Annotated in this window: 21 protein-coding genes and 1 other annotated feature; all 21 genes read left to right on the top strand. The window is 39.3% G+C overall.

The annotated features are described in order from the left end of the window. Positions 1-197 precede the first annotated feature (197 nt). The 21 genes from POF52_RS27285 (at position 198) to rplA (ending at position 18,743) form a co-directional block, all read left to right on the top strand. A complete protein-coding gene (locus POF52_RS27285; protein WP_013054895.1) occupies positions 198-659 on the top strand; it encodes a CtsR family transcriptional regulator in 462 nt (153 codons plus the stop codon). 41 nt (positions 660-700) lie between these two features. Further along, positions 701-1,243, top strand: a complete 543-nt coding sequence (locus tag POF52_RS27280) for a UvrB/UvrC motif-containing protein (protein WP_016762716.1) — start codon at positions 701-703, stop codon at positions 1,241-1,243. Positions 1,244-1,246: 3 nt separating this feature from the next. Further along, on the top strand, positions 1,247-2,320 hold the full coding sequence (locus tag POF52_RS27275; RefSeq protein WP_271996746.1) for a protein arginine kinase: 1,074 nt from the start codon (positions 1,247-1,249) through the stop codon (positions 2,318-2,320). 20 nt (positions 2,321-2,340) lie between these two features. Next, positions 2,341-4,782 (top strand): ATP-dependent protease ATP-binding subunit ClpC, encoded by a 2,442-nt coding sequence (gene clpC / locus POF52_RS27270; RefSeq protein ID WP_271996743.1) that lies wholly within the window; start codon positions 2,341-2,343, stop codon positions 4,780-4,782. A gap of 123 nt (positions 4,783-4,905) precedes the next feature. Further along, positions 4,906-6,282: a DNA repair protein RadA gene (radA, locus tag POF52_RS27265; protein WP_013054899.1), complete on the top strand. Its 1,377-nt coding sequence runs from the start codon at positions 4,906-4,908 to the stop codon at positions 6,280-6,282. A gap of 3 nt (positions 6,283-6,285) precedes the next feature. Further along, the gene (gene disA, locus POF52_RS27260; RefSeq protein WP_013054900.1) at positions 6,286-7,365 is read left to right on the top strand and encodes a DNA integrity scanning diadenylate cyclase DisA; all 1,080 of its coding nucleotides are present in this window, start codon (positions 6,286-6,288) and stop codon (positions 7,363-7,365) included. Between the two features lie 147 nt (positions 7,366-7,512). Next, positions 7,513-8,610 carry a PIN/TRAM domain-containing protein gene (locus POF52_RS27255; protein WP_014462040.1) on the top strand — a complete coding sequence of 366 codons (1,098 nt, stop codon included), beginning with the start codon at positions 7,513-7,515 and terminating at the stop codon, positions 8,608-8,610. Positions 8,611-8,635: 25 nt separating this feature from the next. Continuing rightward, positions 8,636-9,337, top strand: coding sequence for a 2-C-methyl-D-erythritol 4-phosphate cytidylyltransferase (ispD, locus tag POF52_RS27250; protein ID WP_271996739.1), 702 nt, complete (start codon positions 8,636-8,638; stop codon positions 9,335-9,337). Further along, the gene (gene ispF, locus POF52_RS27245; protein WP_013054903.1) at positions 9,334-9,813 is read left to right on the top strand and encodes a 2-C-methyl-D-erythritol 2,4-cyclodiphosphate synthase; all 480 of its coding nucleotides are present in this window, start codon (positions 9,334-9,336) and stop codon (positions 9,811-9,813) included. The genes ispD and ispF overlap by 4 nt, the downstream gene beginning before the upstream one ends. 105 nt (positions 9,814-9,918) lie before the next feature. Beyond that, positions 9,919-11,376: a glutamate--tRNA ligase gene (gltX, locus tag POF52_RS27240; protein WP_271996737.1), complete on the top strand. Its 1,458-nt coding sequence runs from the start codon at positions 9,919-9,921 to the stop codon at positions 11,374-11,376. Positions 11,377-11,415: 39 nt separating this feature from the next. Beyond that, positions 11,416-11,640 (top strand) — a binding site (T-box leader). Positions 11,641-11,712: 72 nt separating this feature from the next. Then, positions 11,713-12,369 carry a serine O-acetyltransferase gene (gene cysE / locus POF52_RS27235; protein ID WP_025753192.1) on the top strand — a complete coding sequence of 219 codons (657 nt, stop codon included), beginning with the start codon at positions 11,713-11,715 and terminating at the stop codon, positions 12,367-12,369. Further along, on the top strand, positions 12,359-13,756 hold the full coding sequence (gene cysS / locus POF52_RS27230) for a cysteine--tRNA ligase (protein WP_271996734.1): 1,398 nt from the start codon (positions 12,359-12,361) through the stop codon (positions 13,754-13,756). The genes cysE and cysS overlap by 11 nt, the downstream gene beginning before the upstream one ends. Positions 13,757-13,763: 7 nt before the next feature. Next, entirely contained in the window at positions 13,764-14,189 is a 426-nt protein-coding gene (locus POF52_RS27225) for a Mini-ribonuclease 3 (RefSeq protein WP_271996732.1), read from the top strand. Beyond that, entirely contained in the window at positions 14,179-14,922 is a 744-nt protein-coding gene (gene rlmB / locus POF52_RS27220) for a 23S rRNA (guanosine(2251)-2'-O)-methyltransferase RlmB (protein ID WP_013054908.1), read from the top strand. Before POF52_RS27225 ends, rlmB begins: the two co-directional genes overlap by 11 nt. Positions 14,923-14,924: 2 nt before the next feature. Continuing rightward, positions 14,925-15,434 carry an NYN domain-containing protein gene (locus POF52_RS27215; RefSeq protein ID WP_013081364.1) on the top strand — a complete coding sequence of 170 codons (510 nt, stop codon included), beginning with the start codon at positions 14,925-14,927 and terminating at the stop codon, positions 15,432-15,434. Between the two features lie 68 nt (positions 15,435-15,502). After that, positions 15,503-16,153, top strand: a complete 651-nt coding sequence (gene sigH, locus POF52_RS27210) for an RNA polymerase sporulation sigma factor SigH (RefSeq protein ID WP_013054910.1) — start codon at positions 15,503-15,505, stop codon at positions 16,151-16,153. Between the two features lie 81 nt (positions 16,154-16,234). Beyond that, a complete protein-coding gene (gene rpmG / locus POF52_RS27205) occupies positions 16,235-16,384 on the top strand; it encodes a 50S ribosomal protein L33 (RefSeq protein WP_013081365.1) in 150 nt (49 codons plus the stop codon). 53 nt (positions 16,385-16,437) lie between these two features. Then, complete coding sequence (gene secE, locus POF52_RS27200) at positions 16,438-16,617, top strand: preprotein translocase subunit SecE (RefSeq protein WP_013054912.1); 180 nt, start codon at positions 16,438-16,440, stop codon at positions 16,615-16,617. 195 nt (positions 16,618-16,812) lie between these two features. Next, positions 16,813-17,346 carry a transcription termination/antitermination protein NusG gene (nusG, locus tag POF52_RS27195; protein ID WP_013054913.1) on the top strand — a complete coding sequence of 178 codons (534 nt, stop codon included), beginning with the start codon at positions 16,813-16,815 and terminating at the stop codon, positions 17,344-17,346. Between the two features lie 165 nt (positions 17,347-17,511). After that, the gene (gene rplK / locus POF52_RS27190) at positions 17,512-17,937 is read left to right on the top strand and encodes a 50S ribosomal protein L11 (RefSeq protein ID WP_013054914.1); all 426 of its coding nucleotides are present in this window, start codon (positions 17,512-17,514) and stop codon (positions 17,935-17,937) included. 110 nt (positions 17,938-18,047) lie between these two features. After that, on the top strand, positions 18,048-18,743 hold the full coding sequence (gene rplA, locus POF52_RS27185; protein ID WP_013054915.1) for a 50S ribosomal protein L1: 696 nt from the start codon (positions 18,048-18,050) through the stop codon (positions 18,741-18,743). The last annotated feature ends 36 nt before the right edge of the window (positions 18,744-18,779 follow it).

Below are 18,779 nucleotides of genomic sequence, written 5' to 3'. Positions count from 1 at the left end.
TGTTTACAATTTATTTGTTTTATGAAAAAGTATAGTAAGAACAATAAAATTCACGATTTGCAGGTTTTGAAATAAATTTTAGTGGCAACGATAAAAGTAAAGAATAAACTTTAATAGTACATAGTTGAAAATTTTTTCGTTTCCTTTTATATTTAAATTAAGGTCAAATATAGTCAAAGTCAGAAGGAGGGGGCAGCGTGCCAAATATCTCTGACATTATCGAACAGTATTTAAAACAAGTACTTGAATTAAGTGAAAGAGAAATTGTTGAAATAAGGCGCAGTGAGATTGCTGATAAATTTCAATGCGTTCCGTCGCAAATTAATTACGTTATCAATACCCGTTTTACAGTTGAGAGAGGTTATCTTGTAGAAAGTAAGCGAGGCGGCGGCGGTTTTATTCGTATTGCAAAAGTAAAAATGCATGATGCAGCGGATTTGTTTCAGCAAGTAATTGAGATGATTCAAAATGAAATTTCACAAGTAAGTGCTGAAAACGTCATTATTAGGTTAGTTGAAGAAAAAGTCATCACAGAACGAGAAGCAAAAATCATGTTGAGTGTTATCAATCGTTCAGTTATTAATATTGAACTTCCTTATCGTGATGAGCTAAGGGCTAATCTTTTAAAAGCAATGCTTAATTCATTACGCTACCGATAAGCTCATGATCTATTTTATTTAGAACAGGGAGTGATGACAGGATGATTTGTCAGCAATGTGAAACGAGACCTGCAACCCTTCACTTCACAAAAATCATTAATGGTGAAAAGACGGAGATGCATGTATGTGAACAATGCGCTTCAGAAAATGGAGATGCATTTTCTTTTTCAAATCAGCAAGGTTTTTCAATCAATAACTTACTAGCTGGCCTACTTAACCTAGATCCAGCAGTAACTGAAAATTATAAGCAACAAAGTCAGGAGATTCTTTCTTGTCCTACTTGTGGCATGACATATCAAAAATTTGCTAAAATCGGCAGGTTTGGATGTGCAGATTGCTACAAAACATTCGAGCGACCTCTTATTCCTTTCTTGAAGAGGCTGCATGGAGGTAATTATCTGCATCATGGAAAAATACCAGCAAGAATTGCAAGTAATCTTCATTTAAAAAAGGAATTACAGGCATTAAGATTGAACTTAAAAGAGTATATCGAAAAAGAGGAGTTTGAGAAAGCAGCCGAACTCCGAGATCATATTCGGTTACTAGAAAAGAAGATGAACGAATCGAGAGAGGAGGAAGCGTAATTCATGTCCCGGGATTTGTTCTTTTCCCAGCCTGTTAGCTCTTGGATGCGTCAAGAAGCTTCGAATTCAGATATTGTTCTAAGCAGTCGAATCAGGCTGGCTCGAAATTTAACTCATTATCTTTTTCCAACTCTCTTTTCTAAAGAACAAGCAGTTGAAGTGGTTCGAGTATTCGAGCAAGTTTTTCAAAAAAGTGAAAACACCAATCAGTGGAATTTGCATTTACTAAAGATGAACGAATTACAGCCTCTTCAAAAGCAAGTGTTGGTTGAAAAGCATCTTATCAGTCCTAACTTGGCTGAAGGAGATAACAACGGAGCTTGTTTTTTATCAGAAAAAGAAGATTTGAGTATTATGGTTAATGAAGAAGATCATTTACGCATACAATGTTTATTTCCAGGTCTTCAATTATCTGAAGCTTTAAGCACAGCGAATAAAGTAGATAATTGGATTGAGAAATACGTAGATTATGCGTTTGATGAAAATAGAGGGTATTTAACCAGCTGTCCCACAAATGTGGGTACTGGGCTACGTGCATCTGTGATGATGCATCTGCCGGCTTTAGTGATGACCCGTCAAATTCATCGTATTATTCCCGCTATTAACCAGCTTGGCTTAGTGGTGAGAGGAATTTATGGAGAAGGTAGCGAAGCTTTAGGGAATATCTTTCAAATTTCTAATCAGATAACCTTAGGGAAATCTGAAGAAGATATTGTGGCAGATTTAAATAGTGTCGTACAGCAGTTGATTACACAAGAGCACTCTGCAAGAGACGCGCTGTTTAAAACATCTCATGTAGAGTTAGAAGATCGAGTGTATCGTTCATATGGAGTATTGGCCAATAGCCGTATTATTGAGTCAAAAGAAGCTTCACAATGTTTATCAGATGTTCGATTAGGAATCGATTTAGGGTATATAAAAGGACTGAGTCAAAATATATTGAATGAACTTATCATTATGACGCAGCCAGGCTTTTTACAAAAGTATTCGGGAGGTCCTCTAAAGCCTCAAGAACGTGACATTAAAAGAGCCACCTTAATTCGAGAACGTCTCACTATAAATAAAAACACAAATTAAACGTGGAGGGTGACGATTATATGATGTTTGGTAGATTTACAGAGCGCGCACAAAAAGTATTAGCTTTAGCACAGGAAGAAGCACTACGCCTAGGTCACAACAACATTGGAACGGAGCATATTTTATTAGGTATCGTTCGTGAAGGTGAAGGAATTGCAGCAAAAGCTCTTTCCGCTCTAGGCCTAAGCAGTGAAAAAATTCAAAAAGAAGTGGAAGCATTAATTGGCAGAGGCCAAGAATTAACGCAGACCATTCATTATACACCTCGAGCGAAAAAAGTCATTGAACTTTCAATGGATGAAGCCCGAAAGCTTGGTCATTCTTATGTAGGAACAGAACATATCTTACTAGGCTTAATTCGTGAAGGTGAAGGCGTTGCAGCACGCGTTTTAAATAATTTAGGTGTCAGCCTAAATAAAGCTCGTCAGCAAGTGCTTCATTTATTAGGTAGCAATGAAGCTGCTTCAAGTCATCAAGGCGGAGGCTCTTCAAACGCTAATACACCTACGCTAGACAGCTTAGCACGCGATTTAACAGTTATAGCGCGCGAAGGAAGCTTAGACCCTGTTATCGGACGTGGGAAAGAAATTCAGCGTGTTATTGAAGTATTAAGCCGACGTACAAAAAACAATCCTGTATTAATTGGGGAGCCAGGTGTCGGTAAAACGGCAATCGCTGAAGGTTTGGCTCAGCAAATCGTCAACAATGAAGTTCCAGAAATTTTACGTGACAAACGCGTTATGACTTTGGATATGGGAACGGTCGTTGCTGGTACAAAATACCGCGGAGAATTTGAAGATCGCTTGAAGAAAGTAATGGATGAAATTCGTCAAGCAGGTAATATCATTCTCTTTATCGATGAGTTACACACATTAATTGGCGCTGGTGGCGCAGAAGGTGCTATCGATGCTTCTAATATTTTAAAACCGTCTCTTGCTCGTGGAGAACTTCAGTGTATCGGTGCTACGACTTTAGATGAATACAGAAAGTACATTGAAAAAGATGCAGCGTTAGAGCGTCGCTTCCAGCCAATTCAAGTGGATGAACCAACGTTGGAAGAGTCTATTCAAATCTTAAAAGGGCTTCGTGACCGTTATGAAGCGCATCACCGAGTATCTATTTCTGATGAGGCAATCGAGCAAGCGGTGAAACTATCAGATCGCTACATTTCCGATCGTTTCTTACCGGATAAAGCAATCGATTTAATTGATGAAGCTGGTTCAAAAGTGCGTTTACGTTCATTTACAACGCCGCCAAATTTAAAGGAATTAGAGCAAAAATTAGAATCAGTACGCAATGAAAAAGATGCGTCTGTTCAAAGTCAAGAATTTGAAAAAGCAGCATCTTTACGCGATACAGAGCAACGTCTACGCGAAGAATTAGAAGACACAAAGAAAATTTGGAAAGAGCAGCAAGGTAAAGAAAACTCAGCTGTAACAGTAGAAGATATTGCGATGGTGGTATCTAGCTGGACGGGTGTACCGGTCTCTAAACTGGCACAGGAAGAGACAGAAAGACTGCTGAACATGGAAGAGATTCTTCACTCTCGTGTAATTGGGCAAGAAGAAGCGGTAAAAGCAGTTGCAAAAGCTGTGCGCCGTGCTAGAGCAGGCTTGAAAGATCCAAAACGTCCAATTGGTTCATTCATTTTCTTAGGGCCAACAGGGGTTGGTAAAACAGAGCTTGCACGTGCATTAGCGGAGTCAATCTTCGGCGATGAAGATGCAATGATTCGTATTGATATGTCTGAGTACATGGAGAAACATTCTACTTCACGCTTAGTAGGTTCACCTCCAGGATATGTTGGATACGAAGAAGGCGGCCAGTTAACGGAAAAAGTAAGAAGAAAACCTTACTCAGTTGTTCTTTTAGACGAAATTGAAAAAGCGCATCCAGATGTATTTAACATTTTATTACAAGTGTTAGAAGATGGACGCTTAACAGATTCAAAAGGCCGTACAGTTGATTTCCGTAATACGATTTTAATTATGACATCAAACGTAGGTGCTGATACATTAAAACGAAGCAAGCACTTAGGGTTCACAGTGGAAGCAGAAGGGCAAGACTACAAAGATATGAAAGGAAAAGTAATGGCGGAAATGAAGCGCGCTTTCCGTCCGGAGTTCCTAAACCGTATCGATGAAATTATCGTCTTCCATTCATTAGAGAAACCTCACTTAGCTGAAATCGTTAAATTAATGGCGGATCAGTTAACAAAACGCTTAAAAGAGCAAGAAATTGATCTTGAATTAACAAAAGAGGCAATTGATAAGATTGCAGAGGAAGGTTTTGATCCAGAATACGGTGCTCGTCCACTTCGTAGAGCGATTCAAAAGCATATTGAAGACCGTTTATCTGAAGAGCTGCTAAAAGGGGTTGTTCAAAAAGGTCAGAAAGTGACGCTAGATGTAGATAAAGGAGAATTTGTTGTTAAATCCTCCGCTCCAAGCAGCATCAGCTAAATTTACTCAAACCAAGACGAGGCATACGAAAAAACACGTATGCCTCCCTTTTTATTTTAGCTTAGGAAATAGTGTACAATAGAGATAGAAATCGATTGAATGAACGGAGAGATTGATAACATAATGGCGAAACGAAAAACAAAATTTGCATGTCAGCATTGCGGATATGAATCAGCAAAATGGATGGGGAAATGTCCCGGATGCGGAAGCTGGAATTCTATGGTAGAAGAAATGGAAGAAACGAAATCATCACGCCGAGGAGCTTTTTCCGGAGCTACTGCTTCTAAAGTTCAAAAACCTCAGTCAATTACAGCGATTGAATCTACAACAGAACCACGAATTTTCACACCTTCTGCAGAGTTAAATCGTGTATTAGGAGGAGGTATTGTCAGAGGGTCACTCGTTTTAATAGGGGGAGATCCGGGTATCGGAAAGTCTACTTTACTTTTGCAAACCTCCGCGCAGTTAGCAATGAAACAAAATAAAGTACTATATATTTCGGGAGAGGAATCAACCAAGCAAACGAAGTTAAGAGCGGACAGGCTAGGTGTAAAAGCTGAAGAGCTTTATGTTCACGCAGAAACAAACTTAGAATTAATACTAGAGGCCATCTCAAGCATGCAGCCTGATTTTGTGGTGATTGATTCAATTCAAACCATTTACCATGCTGATGTCACATCAGCGCCAGGAAGCGTCTCACAGGTGCGAGAGTGTACGGCTGAACTAATGCGTGTTGCTAAAACGAATGGAATTGCCATCTTTATTGTGGGGCATGTAACGAAAGAAGGGGCCATTGCAGGTCCAAGACTTCTTGAACATATGGTGGATACGGTTCTTTATTTTGAAGGAGAGCGTCATCATACGTATCGTATATTAAGAGCGGTTAAGAACCGGTTTGGGTCTACAAATGAAATGGGCATTTTTGAAATGAAAGAAAGCGGGCTAGAAGAAGTATTGAATCCGTCTGAAATCTTTCTAGAAGAACGGTCTCAGGGAGCAGCAGGGTCGGTTGTTGTCGCTTCAATGGAGGGGACAAGACCCGTATTAGTAGAGCTGCAGGCGCTAATCAGTCCAACGAGCTTTGGAAACCCTAGAAGAATGGCGACAGGAGTAGATCATAATCGCGTTTCGCTTATCATGGCTGTCTTAGAAAAGCGTGTAGGAATGCTGCTGCAGAATCAAGATGCTTATTTAAAAGTAGCAGGTGGAGTGAAATTAGATGAACCAGCAATCGATTTAGCTGTAGCCGTTAGCATTGCTTCAAGCTTCAGAGATGCTGCTTCTAGCGCTACAGATGTTATTGTAGGAGAGGTAGGATTAACAGGTGAAGTACGCCGAGTGTCTAGAATTGAACAGCGCGTTCAAGAAGCGGTAAAATTAGGGTTCCAAAGAATTATTATCCCGGAGAAAAATTTAGGAGGATGGAAAGTCCCAGATGGTATTGATGTGATTGGGGTATCAACAGTAGCGGAGGCTCTGCAATATACATTAGGAGGATAAGCAGTGGAAGGAGAAAAAACAACAGTTAGTCAAAAACAAATATCAGAAATTCTGCAGTTTGTAGCACCAGGAACCCCTATTCGTGACGGTATCGATAACGTCTTGCGGGCAAAGACGGGCGGCTTAATTGTTATGGGCTACAATGAACAAGTCAAAAAGATGGTAGATGGAGGATTTTCGATTAATTGTGCATTTACACCTGCACATTTATACGAGTTAGCCAAAATGGATGGAGCGCTTATTTTAAACGACAGCGGAAGCAAGATATTATTTGCTAATGCTCAGCTCATGCCAGATCCCTCTACTCCTTCTTCACAGACAGGAATGCGTCACCGTACAGCGGAGCGTGTAGCTAAGCAGTCAGGTGTATTGGTGATAGCCATTTCACAAAGACGAAATGTGATTACGCTTTACAAAGGGTCTCTGCAGTATGTATTGAAAGACATTAGCGTTATTTTAGCAAAAGCCAATCAAGCGCTTGGAACACTTGAGAAGTACAAGGCGGTATTAGACGAATCGATTACAAGTCTCAGTGCATTAGAGTTTGAAGAGCAAGTAACTCATACAGATGTGCTGCAGTCGCTTCATCGTACAGAAATGGTTCTGCGTATTAAAAATGAAATTTTGAGCTATATTAGCGAGTTAGGAACAGAAGGAAGACTAATCCGTCTCCAAATGAATGAACTGCTTTCTCACTTAGAGGAAGAAGCAACTTTATTAATCAAAGATTATATGTATGACCTCAGCTTTGACCCTTACCGAGTAATTGAACGCATGCAGCAGCCGTCAAATAATGTTCTTCTCGATGACCAGACGCTCCTTCGCTTAATGGGATATCCTATGTATACAAGCTTTGAAGACAGCGTTATTCCTAGAGGGTATCGAATGCTTCATAAAATTCCAAGACTTCCATCGATTATTATTGAAAATCTCATTGATGAATTAGGGGATTTAAAAACGATAGCAGATGCGTCGGTAGAAGAATTGGATGAGGTAGAAGGCATCGGTGAAATTCGAGCACGGAAAATCAGAGAAGGCCTAAAAAGACTAAAAGAGCAGCATCTTACAAACCGTCAGCTATAGGATATTAATTGACATTAAATGTTTGATTCATTAAGATATTGTGAAAATACAAAAAAAGTGACAGTTTGTTTACAAATTCTGTTTTTTGGTTAAATAACAGGTTTCAATCACTGTAAACTGTTTATAATGATAAAGGGAGGTGAAGGCGTGTTAAAACGTTTTGTACAGTTATTTTTTATTATTACAGGTGGTACACTGGGCGTCTTTTTTATACCTGAACTTATTCAATTATTAAATCTGCAAGATGTAGCATTTCTAGAAAAACCTTACGTCGATGCAATACTGGGAGCTATTTTGTTTTTCCTTGTCACGTTTTGGATTGTTGATTATATAGTTGAATTAATTCGCCGAGTGGAAGAGGCGTTACTGAAGGCGCCTGTAACGGATGTACTTTTTGGTAGCTTAGGATTGATTTTAGGGCTTATTGTAGCCTACTTGGTCGGAGCTTTTTTAGGAAGAATTCAACTTCAAGTAGTAAGTACCATTTTACCAATCTTTCTAAGTATTCTTTTAGGTTACTTAGGGTTTCAAGTCGGCTTTAAAAAACGTGATGAGCTTGTGAACGTTTTTTCGATGCCATCTCGAATTGGGAAGAAAAAAGGGCAAGAAGAAGAAGCAGATAATGAAGAATCACTAAAGTCTCTTAAAATTTTAGATACAAGCGTTATTATTGACGGCCGTATCGCAGATATTTGTCAAACAGGATTTTTAGACGGAACGATTGTTATTCCGCGCTTTGTGCTTGAGGAACTTCAGCATATTGCTGATTCGTCGGATGTTTTAAAACGAAACAGAGGTAGACGAGGTCTAGATATTCTAAACCGTATTCAAAAGGAACTGGCAATGAAGGTAGAAATTTATGAAGGCGATTTCGAAGATATTCAAGAAGTGGACAGTAAGCTGGTCAAATTGGCAAAGCTGACTTCCGGGTTGGTCGTGACAAACGATTTTAATTTAAATAAAGTATGTGAACTTCAAAATGTCGGCGTCTTAAATATTAATGACTTAGCAAATGCCGTCAAGCCAATTGTACTTCCAGGAGAAGAAATGAACGTATTGGTTATAAAAGACGGTAAAGAGCACAATCAAGGTATTGCCTATCTTGATGACGGGACAATGATCGTGGTAGAAGAAGGAAGAAATTATATTGGAAAGCAAATTGATGTACTGGTGACGAGCGTACTCCAAACCTCAGCAGGCCGTATGATTTTTGCGAAACCCAAGTTATTAGAAAAAGCACTGTGACGTAACAGGTAAAGGGAGTATACCTATGAAGTATGAAATTATCGTTTTAGCTGCAGGGCAGGGGAAGCGAATGAAAGCGGGGCGGAACAAACAATTTTTAACTATTCAAAACGTTCCGCTTATCATTCATACGCTGCAAAAATTCGAACAAGATCCTTGGTGCAGTGGAATTGTACTAGTCGTAAACGAAAAAGAAGTGGCGATTTTTGAAGAGTTATTAACCGAATATCCAATTCAAAAGGTTCAATCATTGACAGCTGGAGGCGATGAACGTCAACATAGCGTTTATAACGGCCTTAAAAGTTTAAAGCAGGCTCAGATGATATTAATTCATGATGGCGCTCGTCCATTTGTTCAACAAAACACAATCCATGAGTTAGTAGAAAAAGCTGCTAGTGATAAGGCTGCTGTGCTGGCTGTTCCAGTAAAAGACACAATTAAGCGTGTGGAACAGGGTACTGTCATTGAAACAGTTGAGCGCTCTAGCTTGTGGGCTATTCAAACGCCGCAGGCTTTTCTTTTTGATGTAGTAATGGATGCACACGAAAAAGCAAAAACAAATGAATACTTAGGCACCGATGATGCAAGCTTAGTAGAAAAAGCGGGGCAAAAAGTATCGATTGTAGAGGGAAATTACGATAATATAAAACTAACAACACCAGAAGATTTGTTATATGCAGAAGCTATATTAACAAAGCTAAACAGGACTGAAGGAGTGGAAAAATGAACATTCGAGTAGGACAAGGTTTCGACGTACATGAATTTGCAGAAGGAAGACCTTTAATCATCGGCGGTTTAGAAATTCCGTATGAAAAAGGATTATTAGGCCATTCAGATGCAGATGTGCTGTTGCATACAATCGCAGATGCCTTATTAGGAGCGGCGGCTAAAGGAGATATCGGAAAGCATTTTCCGGATACAGACCCTGAATTTAAAGATGCTGATTCAGCAAAGCTTCTTCAACACGTATGGAAACTGCTAAAAGATGAAGGCTATGAATTAAGCAATGTCGATTGCACAATTATCGCGCAAAAACCTAAAATGGCTCCTTACATTGAACCAATGAGAGAGCGTATTGCGCAGCTGTTAGAAGCAAGCATTTCTCAAATTAACGTCAAGGCAACAACAACAGAAAAGTTAGGCTTTACGGGACGTGAAGAAGGAATTGCCGCCCAAGCAGCCGTTTTAGTTTATCAAAAATAAAAACAGTTGACTTTGACAGATACCTATTTGGTGATAAAATTAGAACATGTCTAAAACATATAAATACATACTATAAGTAATATTAAATTGGAGGTCATCTTAGTTATGTCAAGCGAAGTAAGAGTTCGTTATGCCCCGAGTCCAACTGGACATCTTCATATAGGGAATGCAAGAACAGCACTATTTAATTATTTATTTGCACGAAATCAAAACGGTAAATTTATTATCCGTATTGAAGATACAGATCAAAAGCGTAATATCGAAGGCGGAGAAGAAAGTCAGCTGCGCTATTTAAAATGGTTAGGTATTGAATGGGATGAGAGTATCGACGTAGGCGGCGAGTACGGTCCTTACCGCCAGTCTGAACGTACGGAAATCTATCAAAAATATACGAAAGAACTTCTTGAAAAAGGATTAGCTTATCACTGTTACTGTACGTCAGAAGAGCTTGAAAAAGAGCGTGAAGAACAGCAAGCGAACAGTCAAATGCCGCGCTATTCAGGTAAGTGCCGTAACTTAACAGCTGAACAGCGTGCTGAACTAGAAGCAGAAGGCCGTGAGCCAAGCATTCGCTTCCGTGTTCCTAGCAACACAGAAATTAAATGGAATGATATTGTCAAAGATGAAGTATCATTTGAGTCTGAAGGCATTGGTGACTTCGTTATTGTGAAAAAAGACGGTACACCAACATATAATTACGCTGTAGCCATTGATGATTATCTAATGAAGATGACACATGTTCTACGCGGAGATGACCATATCTCTAATACACCGAAGCAAATTCTTGTGTATGAAGCTTTAGGCTGGACGCCTCCTGTATTTGGTCATATGACATTAATCGTAAATGAAAATCGCCGTAAGCTAAGTAAACGTGATGAGTCAATCATTCAGTTTATTGAGCAATATAAAGAATTAGGCTACTTGCCGGAAGCACTGTTTAATTTTATTACAATGCTTGGCTGGTCACCTGTGGGAGAAGAAGAAATCTTCTCTAAAGAACAGTTCATTGAAATTTTTGACCCAGCTCGTTTATCAAAATCTCCAGCACTATTTGATACAAGTAAATTACGTTGGATGAACAACCAATACATGAAACAATTGGATTTAGACGAGGTAGTAGCTTTATCAGTTCCTCACTTAGTGAAAGCTGGAAAAGTTGAAGAAACGCGCGATGCAGAAACAGAACAATGGGTACGTGACTTAGTCGCTCTATACCAAGAACAAATGAGCTTTGGCGCTGAGATTGTTGAACTTACTGAAATGTTCTTTAAGAAAGAAATTGATTACAGTGAAGAAGCAAAAGCAGTGCTTGCTGAAGAACAAGTACCGGAAGTGTTAAAAACATTTGCTGAAGAGATTTCTTCCTTAGAAGAATTCAGCGCTGATGAAATTAAGGCAGCAACAAAGGCTGTACAAAAAGCAACAGGTCAAAAAGGTAAAAAACTATTTATGCCAATTCGTGTAGCAACAACAGGCGAAACACACGGTCCTGAGCTTCCAAAAGCTATTTCTCTTTTAGGGAAAGAAACAGTTTTAGCTCGTCTAGAAAGCATTTATAGTTAACAAATTTCTATTTTGCCCATATGATAGAATAATCAAATATGGATATCGTTGAGAAGGAAGAGTAGGCAAGTTCATTGCATATCAGAGAGGGTTATCACCGGCTGAAAGTAACCTATGACAAAACTTGTTGAAGTGCGCCTTTGAGTCTTTTGTTGAATGCTGCTAAAGTAAGTAGGCAAAAGCGGGTACTTTCACGTTATGAGAGAAGAGTTGGGATCGTTTGTTGATCCAAACAGAGTGGAACCGCGTATATACGTCTCTGTGTCATTTGACATAGGGGCGTTTTTTTATACAATCAATGAGTAGATAGAGGAATAGCGGAATTGGGGTGAGATGATGCTAAAATTGTTAAAGGAAGACATTGAAGCCATATTTGAACAAGATCCTGCAGCAAGAAGTTATATTGAAGTGATATTAACCTATTCGGGGTTGCATGCTATTTGGGCACATAGATTCGCTCACGGGCTTTTTAAAAGAAAGTGGTTTTTTCTGGCACGTGTAATCTCACAAATTAGCCGATTCTTCACAGGGATTGAAATCCATCCGGGTGCGAAAATTGGCCGCCGCTTTTTTATTGACCATGGAATGGGAATTGTGATTGGGGAAACGTGCGAAATTGGAGATAATGTAACAGTATATCAAGGAGTAACACTCGGAGGAACAGGGAAAGAAAAAGGAAAGCGTCACCCGACGATCGAAGACAATGTCTTAATTGCAACAGGTGCTAAAGTACTAGGGTCGATTACGATTCATGCGCACTCCAAAATTGGAGCGGGCTCAGTTGTGTTAAATGACGTCCCAGAAAACTCAACGGTTGTTGGTATCCCTGGCCGAGTCGTCATTCAAAATGGCGTCCGGATTCCAAAAGATTTGAATCATCAAGATTTGCCAGATCCAGATGCAGAGCGTTTTAAACAGCTAGAGAAAGAAATTTTACACCTGCAAAATCAATTAAAGGAATTAAAAGAAGGGAAGATTCACCATGGCAATTAAGCTATATAACACGTTAACACGTCAAAAAGAGACATTCGTACCTCTAGAAGAAAACAAAGTCAAAATGTACGTGTGCGGACCGACCGTGTATAACTATATTCATATTGGAAATGCGCGTCCTGCAATCGTATTTGATACGGTGCGCCGCTATTTAGAATTTAGAGGCTACGATGTAGAGTATGTCTCAAACTTCACAGATGTAGATGATAAATTAATTAAGGCAGCAAAAGAGTTAGGAGAAGATGTTCCAACGATCGCAAACCGCTTTATCGATGCTTACTTTGAAGATACGTCAGCTCTTGGATGCAAGCATGCCGATGTGCATCCACGCGTAACTGAAAATATGGATATCATTATTGAGTTCATTGATGAACTGGTGAGAAAAGGATATGCATATGAGTCAGAGGGTGATGTATACTATCGTACACGTAAGTTTGAAGGATACGGAAAATTATCACATCAATCTATTGATGAATTGCAATCCGGTGCTCGTATCGAAGTTGGAGAAAAGAAAGAAGATCCATTAGACTTTACTCTTTGGAAAGCAACCAAAGATGGAGAAATCGCATGGGATAGCCCTTGGGGTCAAGGAAGACCAGGCTGGCATATCGAGTGCTCTGCGATGGCACGCAAGTATTTAGGTGATACAATTGATATCCACGCAGGCGGTCAGGATTTAGCTTTCCCTCATCACGAAAATGAAATTGCCCAATCAGAAGCGCTCACTGGGAAATCGTTTGCGAAATACTGGCTTCATAACGGATATATCAATATTGATAATGAAAAGATGTCTAAATCACTAGGGAACTTCGTGTTAGTTCATGACATTATTAAAAAGCATGATCCGTCCCTACTTCGATTCTTTATTTTATCTGTTCACTATCGTCACCCAATTAACTATAACGAAGAAACTTTAGAGAATACGCGCAAAGGGTTTGAGCGTCTGCAAACAGCTTACGGCAACTTAACTCACCGTCTAGAGGCAGCAACAAATCTTCAAGAAGATGCTTCAGAATGGTTCGAAAAGCTAAAAGAGCTTCGCGAAACGTTTGTTGAAGAGATGGATGATGATTTTAATACGGCAAATGCCATTTCTGTTCTGTTCGAGCTAGCAAAGCAAGCTAACTTGTATTTATTAGAACAAACAACGTCTACAGATGTAATTGAAGCCTTTATTAAAGAGTTTAAAGAATTAGGTGCTGCAATAGGCATTACGTTTGGAGAAGCTGAACTTCTAGACGAAGAAATTGATCAATTGATCCAAGATCGTATTCAGGCTCGTAAAGATCGTAATTTCCAGTTAGCAGATCAAATTCGAGATGAATTAAAGGCTAAAAATATTATTTTAGAAGATACGGCGCAAGGAACAAGATGGAAAAGAGGATAATAGTGTTATGAGCAGCAGTAAATTAGATGTAAAACAGCTAAATAGCTTAGCTCTTGCTTATATGGGTGATGCGGTGTTTGATTTACATGTTCGCCGCCATCTGCTGGTGTTAGGGACAGTGCGCCCTAACCAGCTTCATAATAAAGCTAAAAAATACGTATCAGCAAAAGCACAAGCGCAAATCGTATATTATTTTAAAAATGAAAACTTTTTTACTGAAGAAGAAGAAGGTGTACTGCGCCGAGGACGCAATGCAAAGTCCGGTACAGTCCCTAAAAACACAGATGTGCAAACGTATCGCTACAGTACGGCATTTGAAGCGGTCGTAGGCTATTTGTATCTTTTAGGTGAAGAAGAAAGAATGATGGAATTTATTACTAAAGCTATCTCTTTCGTCGATGAAGGAGAGGGAGGAATGAATCATGGAACATGAATTTATCATTGGACGTAACCCGGTCCTAGAAGCCCTAAAGTCTGGGCGTGACATTAACAAACTATGGATTGCCGAAGGATCGCAAGGCGGTTCTATGGGGCAAATCACGCAGTTAGCAAAACGTAATGGTGTATTGGTGCAGTTTGTACCGAAAAAGAAAATTGAACAAATGGTAGACGGTATTCATCAAGGAGTAGCTGCACAAGTTGCTGCTTATCAATATGCAGAGTTAGATGATTTATTTAACTTAGCGGAAAAACGTAATGAAAGTCCGTTTTTTCTTCTGCTAGATGAGCTTGAAGATCCCCATAATTTAGGTTCTATTATGCGAACAGCCGATGCCGTTGGCGCACACGGTATTATTATTCCAAAGCGCCGTTCAGTTGGATTAACGGCCACTGTAGCTAAGGCCTCTACAGGAGCGATTGAACATGTTCCCGTAGCAAGGGTAACAAACCTATCAAGGACAATTGATGAATTAAAAGATCGAGGCGTATGGATTGTTGGAACAGATGCGAAAGAAAGCGATGATTATCGCAACTTAGATGGAGGTATGCCGCTTACGTTAGTGATTGGAAGCGAAGGAAAAGGCATGAGTCGTTTGATTCGTGAAAAATGCGACTTCCTTGTACAACTTCCAATGGTTGGGCATGTTACATCGTTAAATGCATCTGTAGCAGCTAGTCTTCTCATGTATGAGGTTTACCGAAAACGCCATCCTCTAGGTGAATAAGAATGGATATTCTACTGGTGGATGGTTATAACATGATAGGTGCGTGGCCCGACCTAAGAAAGCTTAGAGATAATGATTTAGCCGGTGCTCGAGACCTGTTAATCGAAAAGATGGCAGAGTATCAAGCATATATGGGGTACCGTGTCATTATTGTCTTCGATGCTCATATGGTCGAAGGAATTGAAAAGAAGGCAAAAAATCATAAGGTTGACGTTGTATTTACAAGAGAAAATGAAACAGCGGATGAGTACATTGAAAAGCTGGCTCAAGAGCTAAACAATGTAAAGACACAGATTCATGTTGCTACATCTGATTTCACGGAGCAGTGGGCAATCTTTGGACAAGGTGCGCTCAGAATTTCTGCTCGAGAATTGTACAACGAAATTGAGCAGATTGAGAAACATATTAATCTTGATGTGAAGTCTATTCAAAATCAAAAGCCAGCGGCACGCATTCAACTTTCCAATCAAGTAGCCGAAATTTTCGAAAAATGGCGTCGGGGACAGCGGTGAGGTTATTGACGGTACGGAATTAGCTACTGTATAATATTTCTATCTACTGTGCGGTCGGGGGGATCGATATGGGCGATAATTATGGGAGAAAACTGCATGCTCATTTCGAACAACAAGAGGATGAAACAGTTGTCGATCTTGTGCATAAAGGCGATATTGACGCATTAGAGTATTTGATTCATAAATACAAAAACTTTGTGCGAGCAAAGGCGCGGTCATATTTTTTAATTGGGGCAGACCGTGAAGATATTGTACAAGAAGGTATGATAGGGTTATATAAGGCAATTAGAGATTTTAGAGAAGATAAGCTAACTTCGTTTAAAGCTTTTGCTGAACTTTGCATTACCAGGCAAATTATTACCGCTATTAAAACCGCAACAAGGCAAAAACATATTCCATTAAACTCTTATGTATCATTGGACAAGCCAATATATGATGAAGAGTCCGACCGAACCTTAATGGATGTTATTTCGGGGACAAAAGTAGCAAATCCAGAAGAGTTGCTCATTAATCGAGAGAAGTTTGATGATATTGAATTAAAGATGGCTGAACTTTTAAGTGATCTTGAGCGAAAAGTTCTCGTTCTTTATTTAGATGGTCAATCTTATCAAGAGATTTCAGAAGAGTTAAACCGCCACGTCAAATCCATCGATAATGCACTTCAGCGTGTGAAGAGGAAATTAGAGCGCTACCTCGAGATTCGTGAAATCACAATGTAGCCTTCTATCCTCATATTGACATGCTAAGAAAGTCTGTGATACTTTTTTATAGACATTATCACTCTATAGGTGGTTGACATTATGCGTAAAAAAGTTGTACTTGCGTGTGTGCAATGCGCTAGTCGTAACTATACGACTATGAAAAACACACAGCAAAATGAAGAGCGTTTAGAAATGAAGAAGTTTTGCAAAACGTGTAACGCACATACGATTCATCGTGAAACAAAGTAGATCAATAATCTGCACAGACTAATACCCCTTTTAATTTATTGGAGGTTACAAACATGAACCGTGTAGGAAATTTCTTGCGTGATGTTGGGCGTGAGATGAAGAAGGTAAGTTGGCCTAAAAAAAATGAGCTAACTCGTTATACAATTACTGTTATTTCTACAGTTGTATTTATGACACTCTTTTTTGTAGTAGTTGATTACGGAATTTCGTCACTTATTCGTTTAATCCCTTGAATAAATTGACTTAAATCATGGTATAATAAAGCTAAATTATGTTTTTTTCAGAAAAGCCCGGAGACGGGTTTTTTAATTTGCTTTAAGAATGATTGTGCTAGGAGTCAACTATTTTCCTAGTGCGTTGTCTGTGCAATAGATTAGGACATCTTATTTTATAGTGAGCTGGGAGGGAAGGACGTATAGTCCTCAGAAATGGAGAAAAATTGGTATGTAGTCCATACTTATTCTGGATATGAAAATAAAGTAAAAACAAATTTAGAAAAGCGCGTAGAAACAATGGGTATGCAAGATAAAATTTTCCGCGTTGTTGTTCCTGAAGAAGAAGAAAGAGAAATTAAGAACAACAAAGAAAAGATTACAAAGAAAAAAGTATTTCCAGGGTACGTGTTAGTTGAAATCATCATGACGGATGATTCATGGTATGTAGTTCGTAATACACCTGGCGTTACGGGCTTTGTAGGTTCAGCAGGTTCTGGCTCAAAGCCAACTGCTCTTCTACCAGAAGAAGTAGAAATGATCTTAAAACAAATGGGCATGGACGAGAAGCATGCTGACTTTGACTTTGAACTAAAAGAAACAGTATTGGTTCAAGAAGGTCCGTTTGCAAACTTCGAAGGTACCATTGAAGAAATCGATACAGATAAACGTAAAGTTAAGGTTCATGTGGATATGTTCGGAAGACAAACGCCAGTAGAGCTAGACTTTACACAAATTGAAAAAATATAATCTGTAAGACCTTGCAATTCATGAAGTTTAATGTTAATATTTCATAAGTCAGTATGTCTCAAAACTAGAGACTAAAACAACTATTTCTTTATTTTATATATAAAGAACATTGAGTGGGAGGGCATCGCCCTATTACCACATCACGGACTTAAGGAGGTGTGTCTCGTGGCTAAAAAAGTAATTAAACTTGTTAAGTTACAAATTCCTGCAGGTAAAGCAAATCCAGCGCCACCAGTTGGTCCTGCATTAGGTCAAGCCGGTGTTAACATCATGGGTTTCTGTAAGGAGTTTAACGCTCGCACAGCTGATCAAGCTGGTCTTATCATTCCTGTTGAAATCACGGTATTTGAAGACCGTTCATTTACATTTATTACGAAAACTCCACCTGCTGCTGTACTACTTAAGAAAGCGGCTGGTATTGAGTCTGGTTCTGGTGAACCAAACCGTAATAAAGTTGCAACAGTCAAGCGTGACAAAGTGCGTGAGATTGCTGAAACTAAAATGCCTGACTTAAACGCTGCTAGCGTTGAATCTGCAATGCGCATGGTAGAAGGTACAGCGCGCAGTATGGGAATCGTAGTTGAAGACTAATTCCATTTGATTGGGTGTTAGAAGGTTGCGAGAAATGGAATTTTTCCTATGCTCGCAACCTTTATTAGTGGGAGGTTATTCCGTTAAAACCACATAAGGAGGAAACAAAAATGGCTAAAAAAGGTAAAAAGTACGTTGAAGCTGCTAAGCTTGTAGATCGTACACAAACTTATTCAGTACAAGAAGCGATTGAATTAGTAAAGAAAACAAACACAACTAAATTTGATGCAACTGTAGAAGTAGCATTCCGTTTAGGAGTTGACCCTAAGAAAGCTGACCAACAAATTCGTGGTGCAGTAGTACTACCAAACGGTACAGGTAAAACTCAACGTGTATTAGTATTCGCTAAAGGCGAAAAAGCTAAAGAGGCTGAAGCTGCAGGCGCTGACTATGTTGGCGATGCTGACTACATCAACAAAATCCAACAAGGTTGGTTCGAGTTCGATGTAATCGTAGCTACTCCAGATATGATGGGTGAAGTTGGTAAACTTGGTCGTGTATTAGGACCTAAAGGTTTAATGCCAAACCCTAAAACTGGTACAGTAACATTTGATGTTCAAAAAGCAGTTAACGAAATCAAAGCTGGTAAAGTAGAATACCGCGTTGATAAAGCTGGTAACATCCACGTACCAATCGGTAAAGTATCTTTCGAAGAGAGCAAGTTAGTTGAAAACTTCACTACAATCTTCGAAACTATGGTAAAAGCTAAGCCGGCAGCAGCAAAAGGCACATACATGAAGAACGTAGCTGTTACTTCAACAATGGGCCCTGGTATCAAAGTTGATACTGCTTCATTCTCTGCTTAATAAATTTGGAAATAAATCGGTGTTGACTTTTTGAAA

The sequence above is a fragment of the Priestia sp. AB genome (genome assembly GCF_028369225.1).
Lineage (GTDB): Bacteria > Bacillota > Bacilli > Bacillales > Bacillaceae_H > Priestia > Priestia megaterium.
The sequence above is the reverse complement of the archived record's forward strand: the minus strand, read 5'-3'. Positions and strand labels throughout refer to the sequence as shown.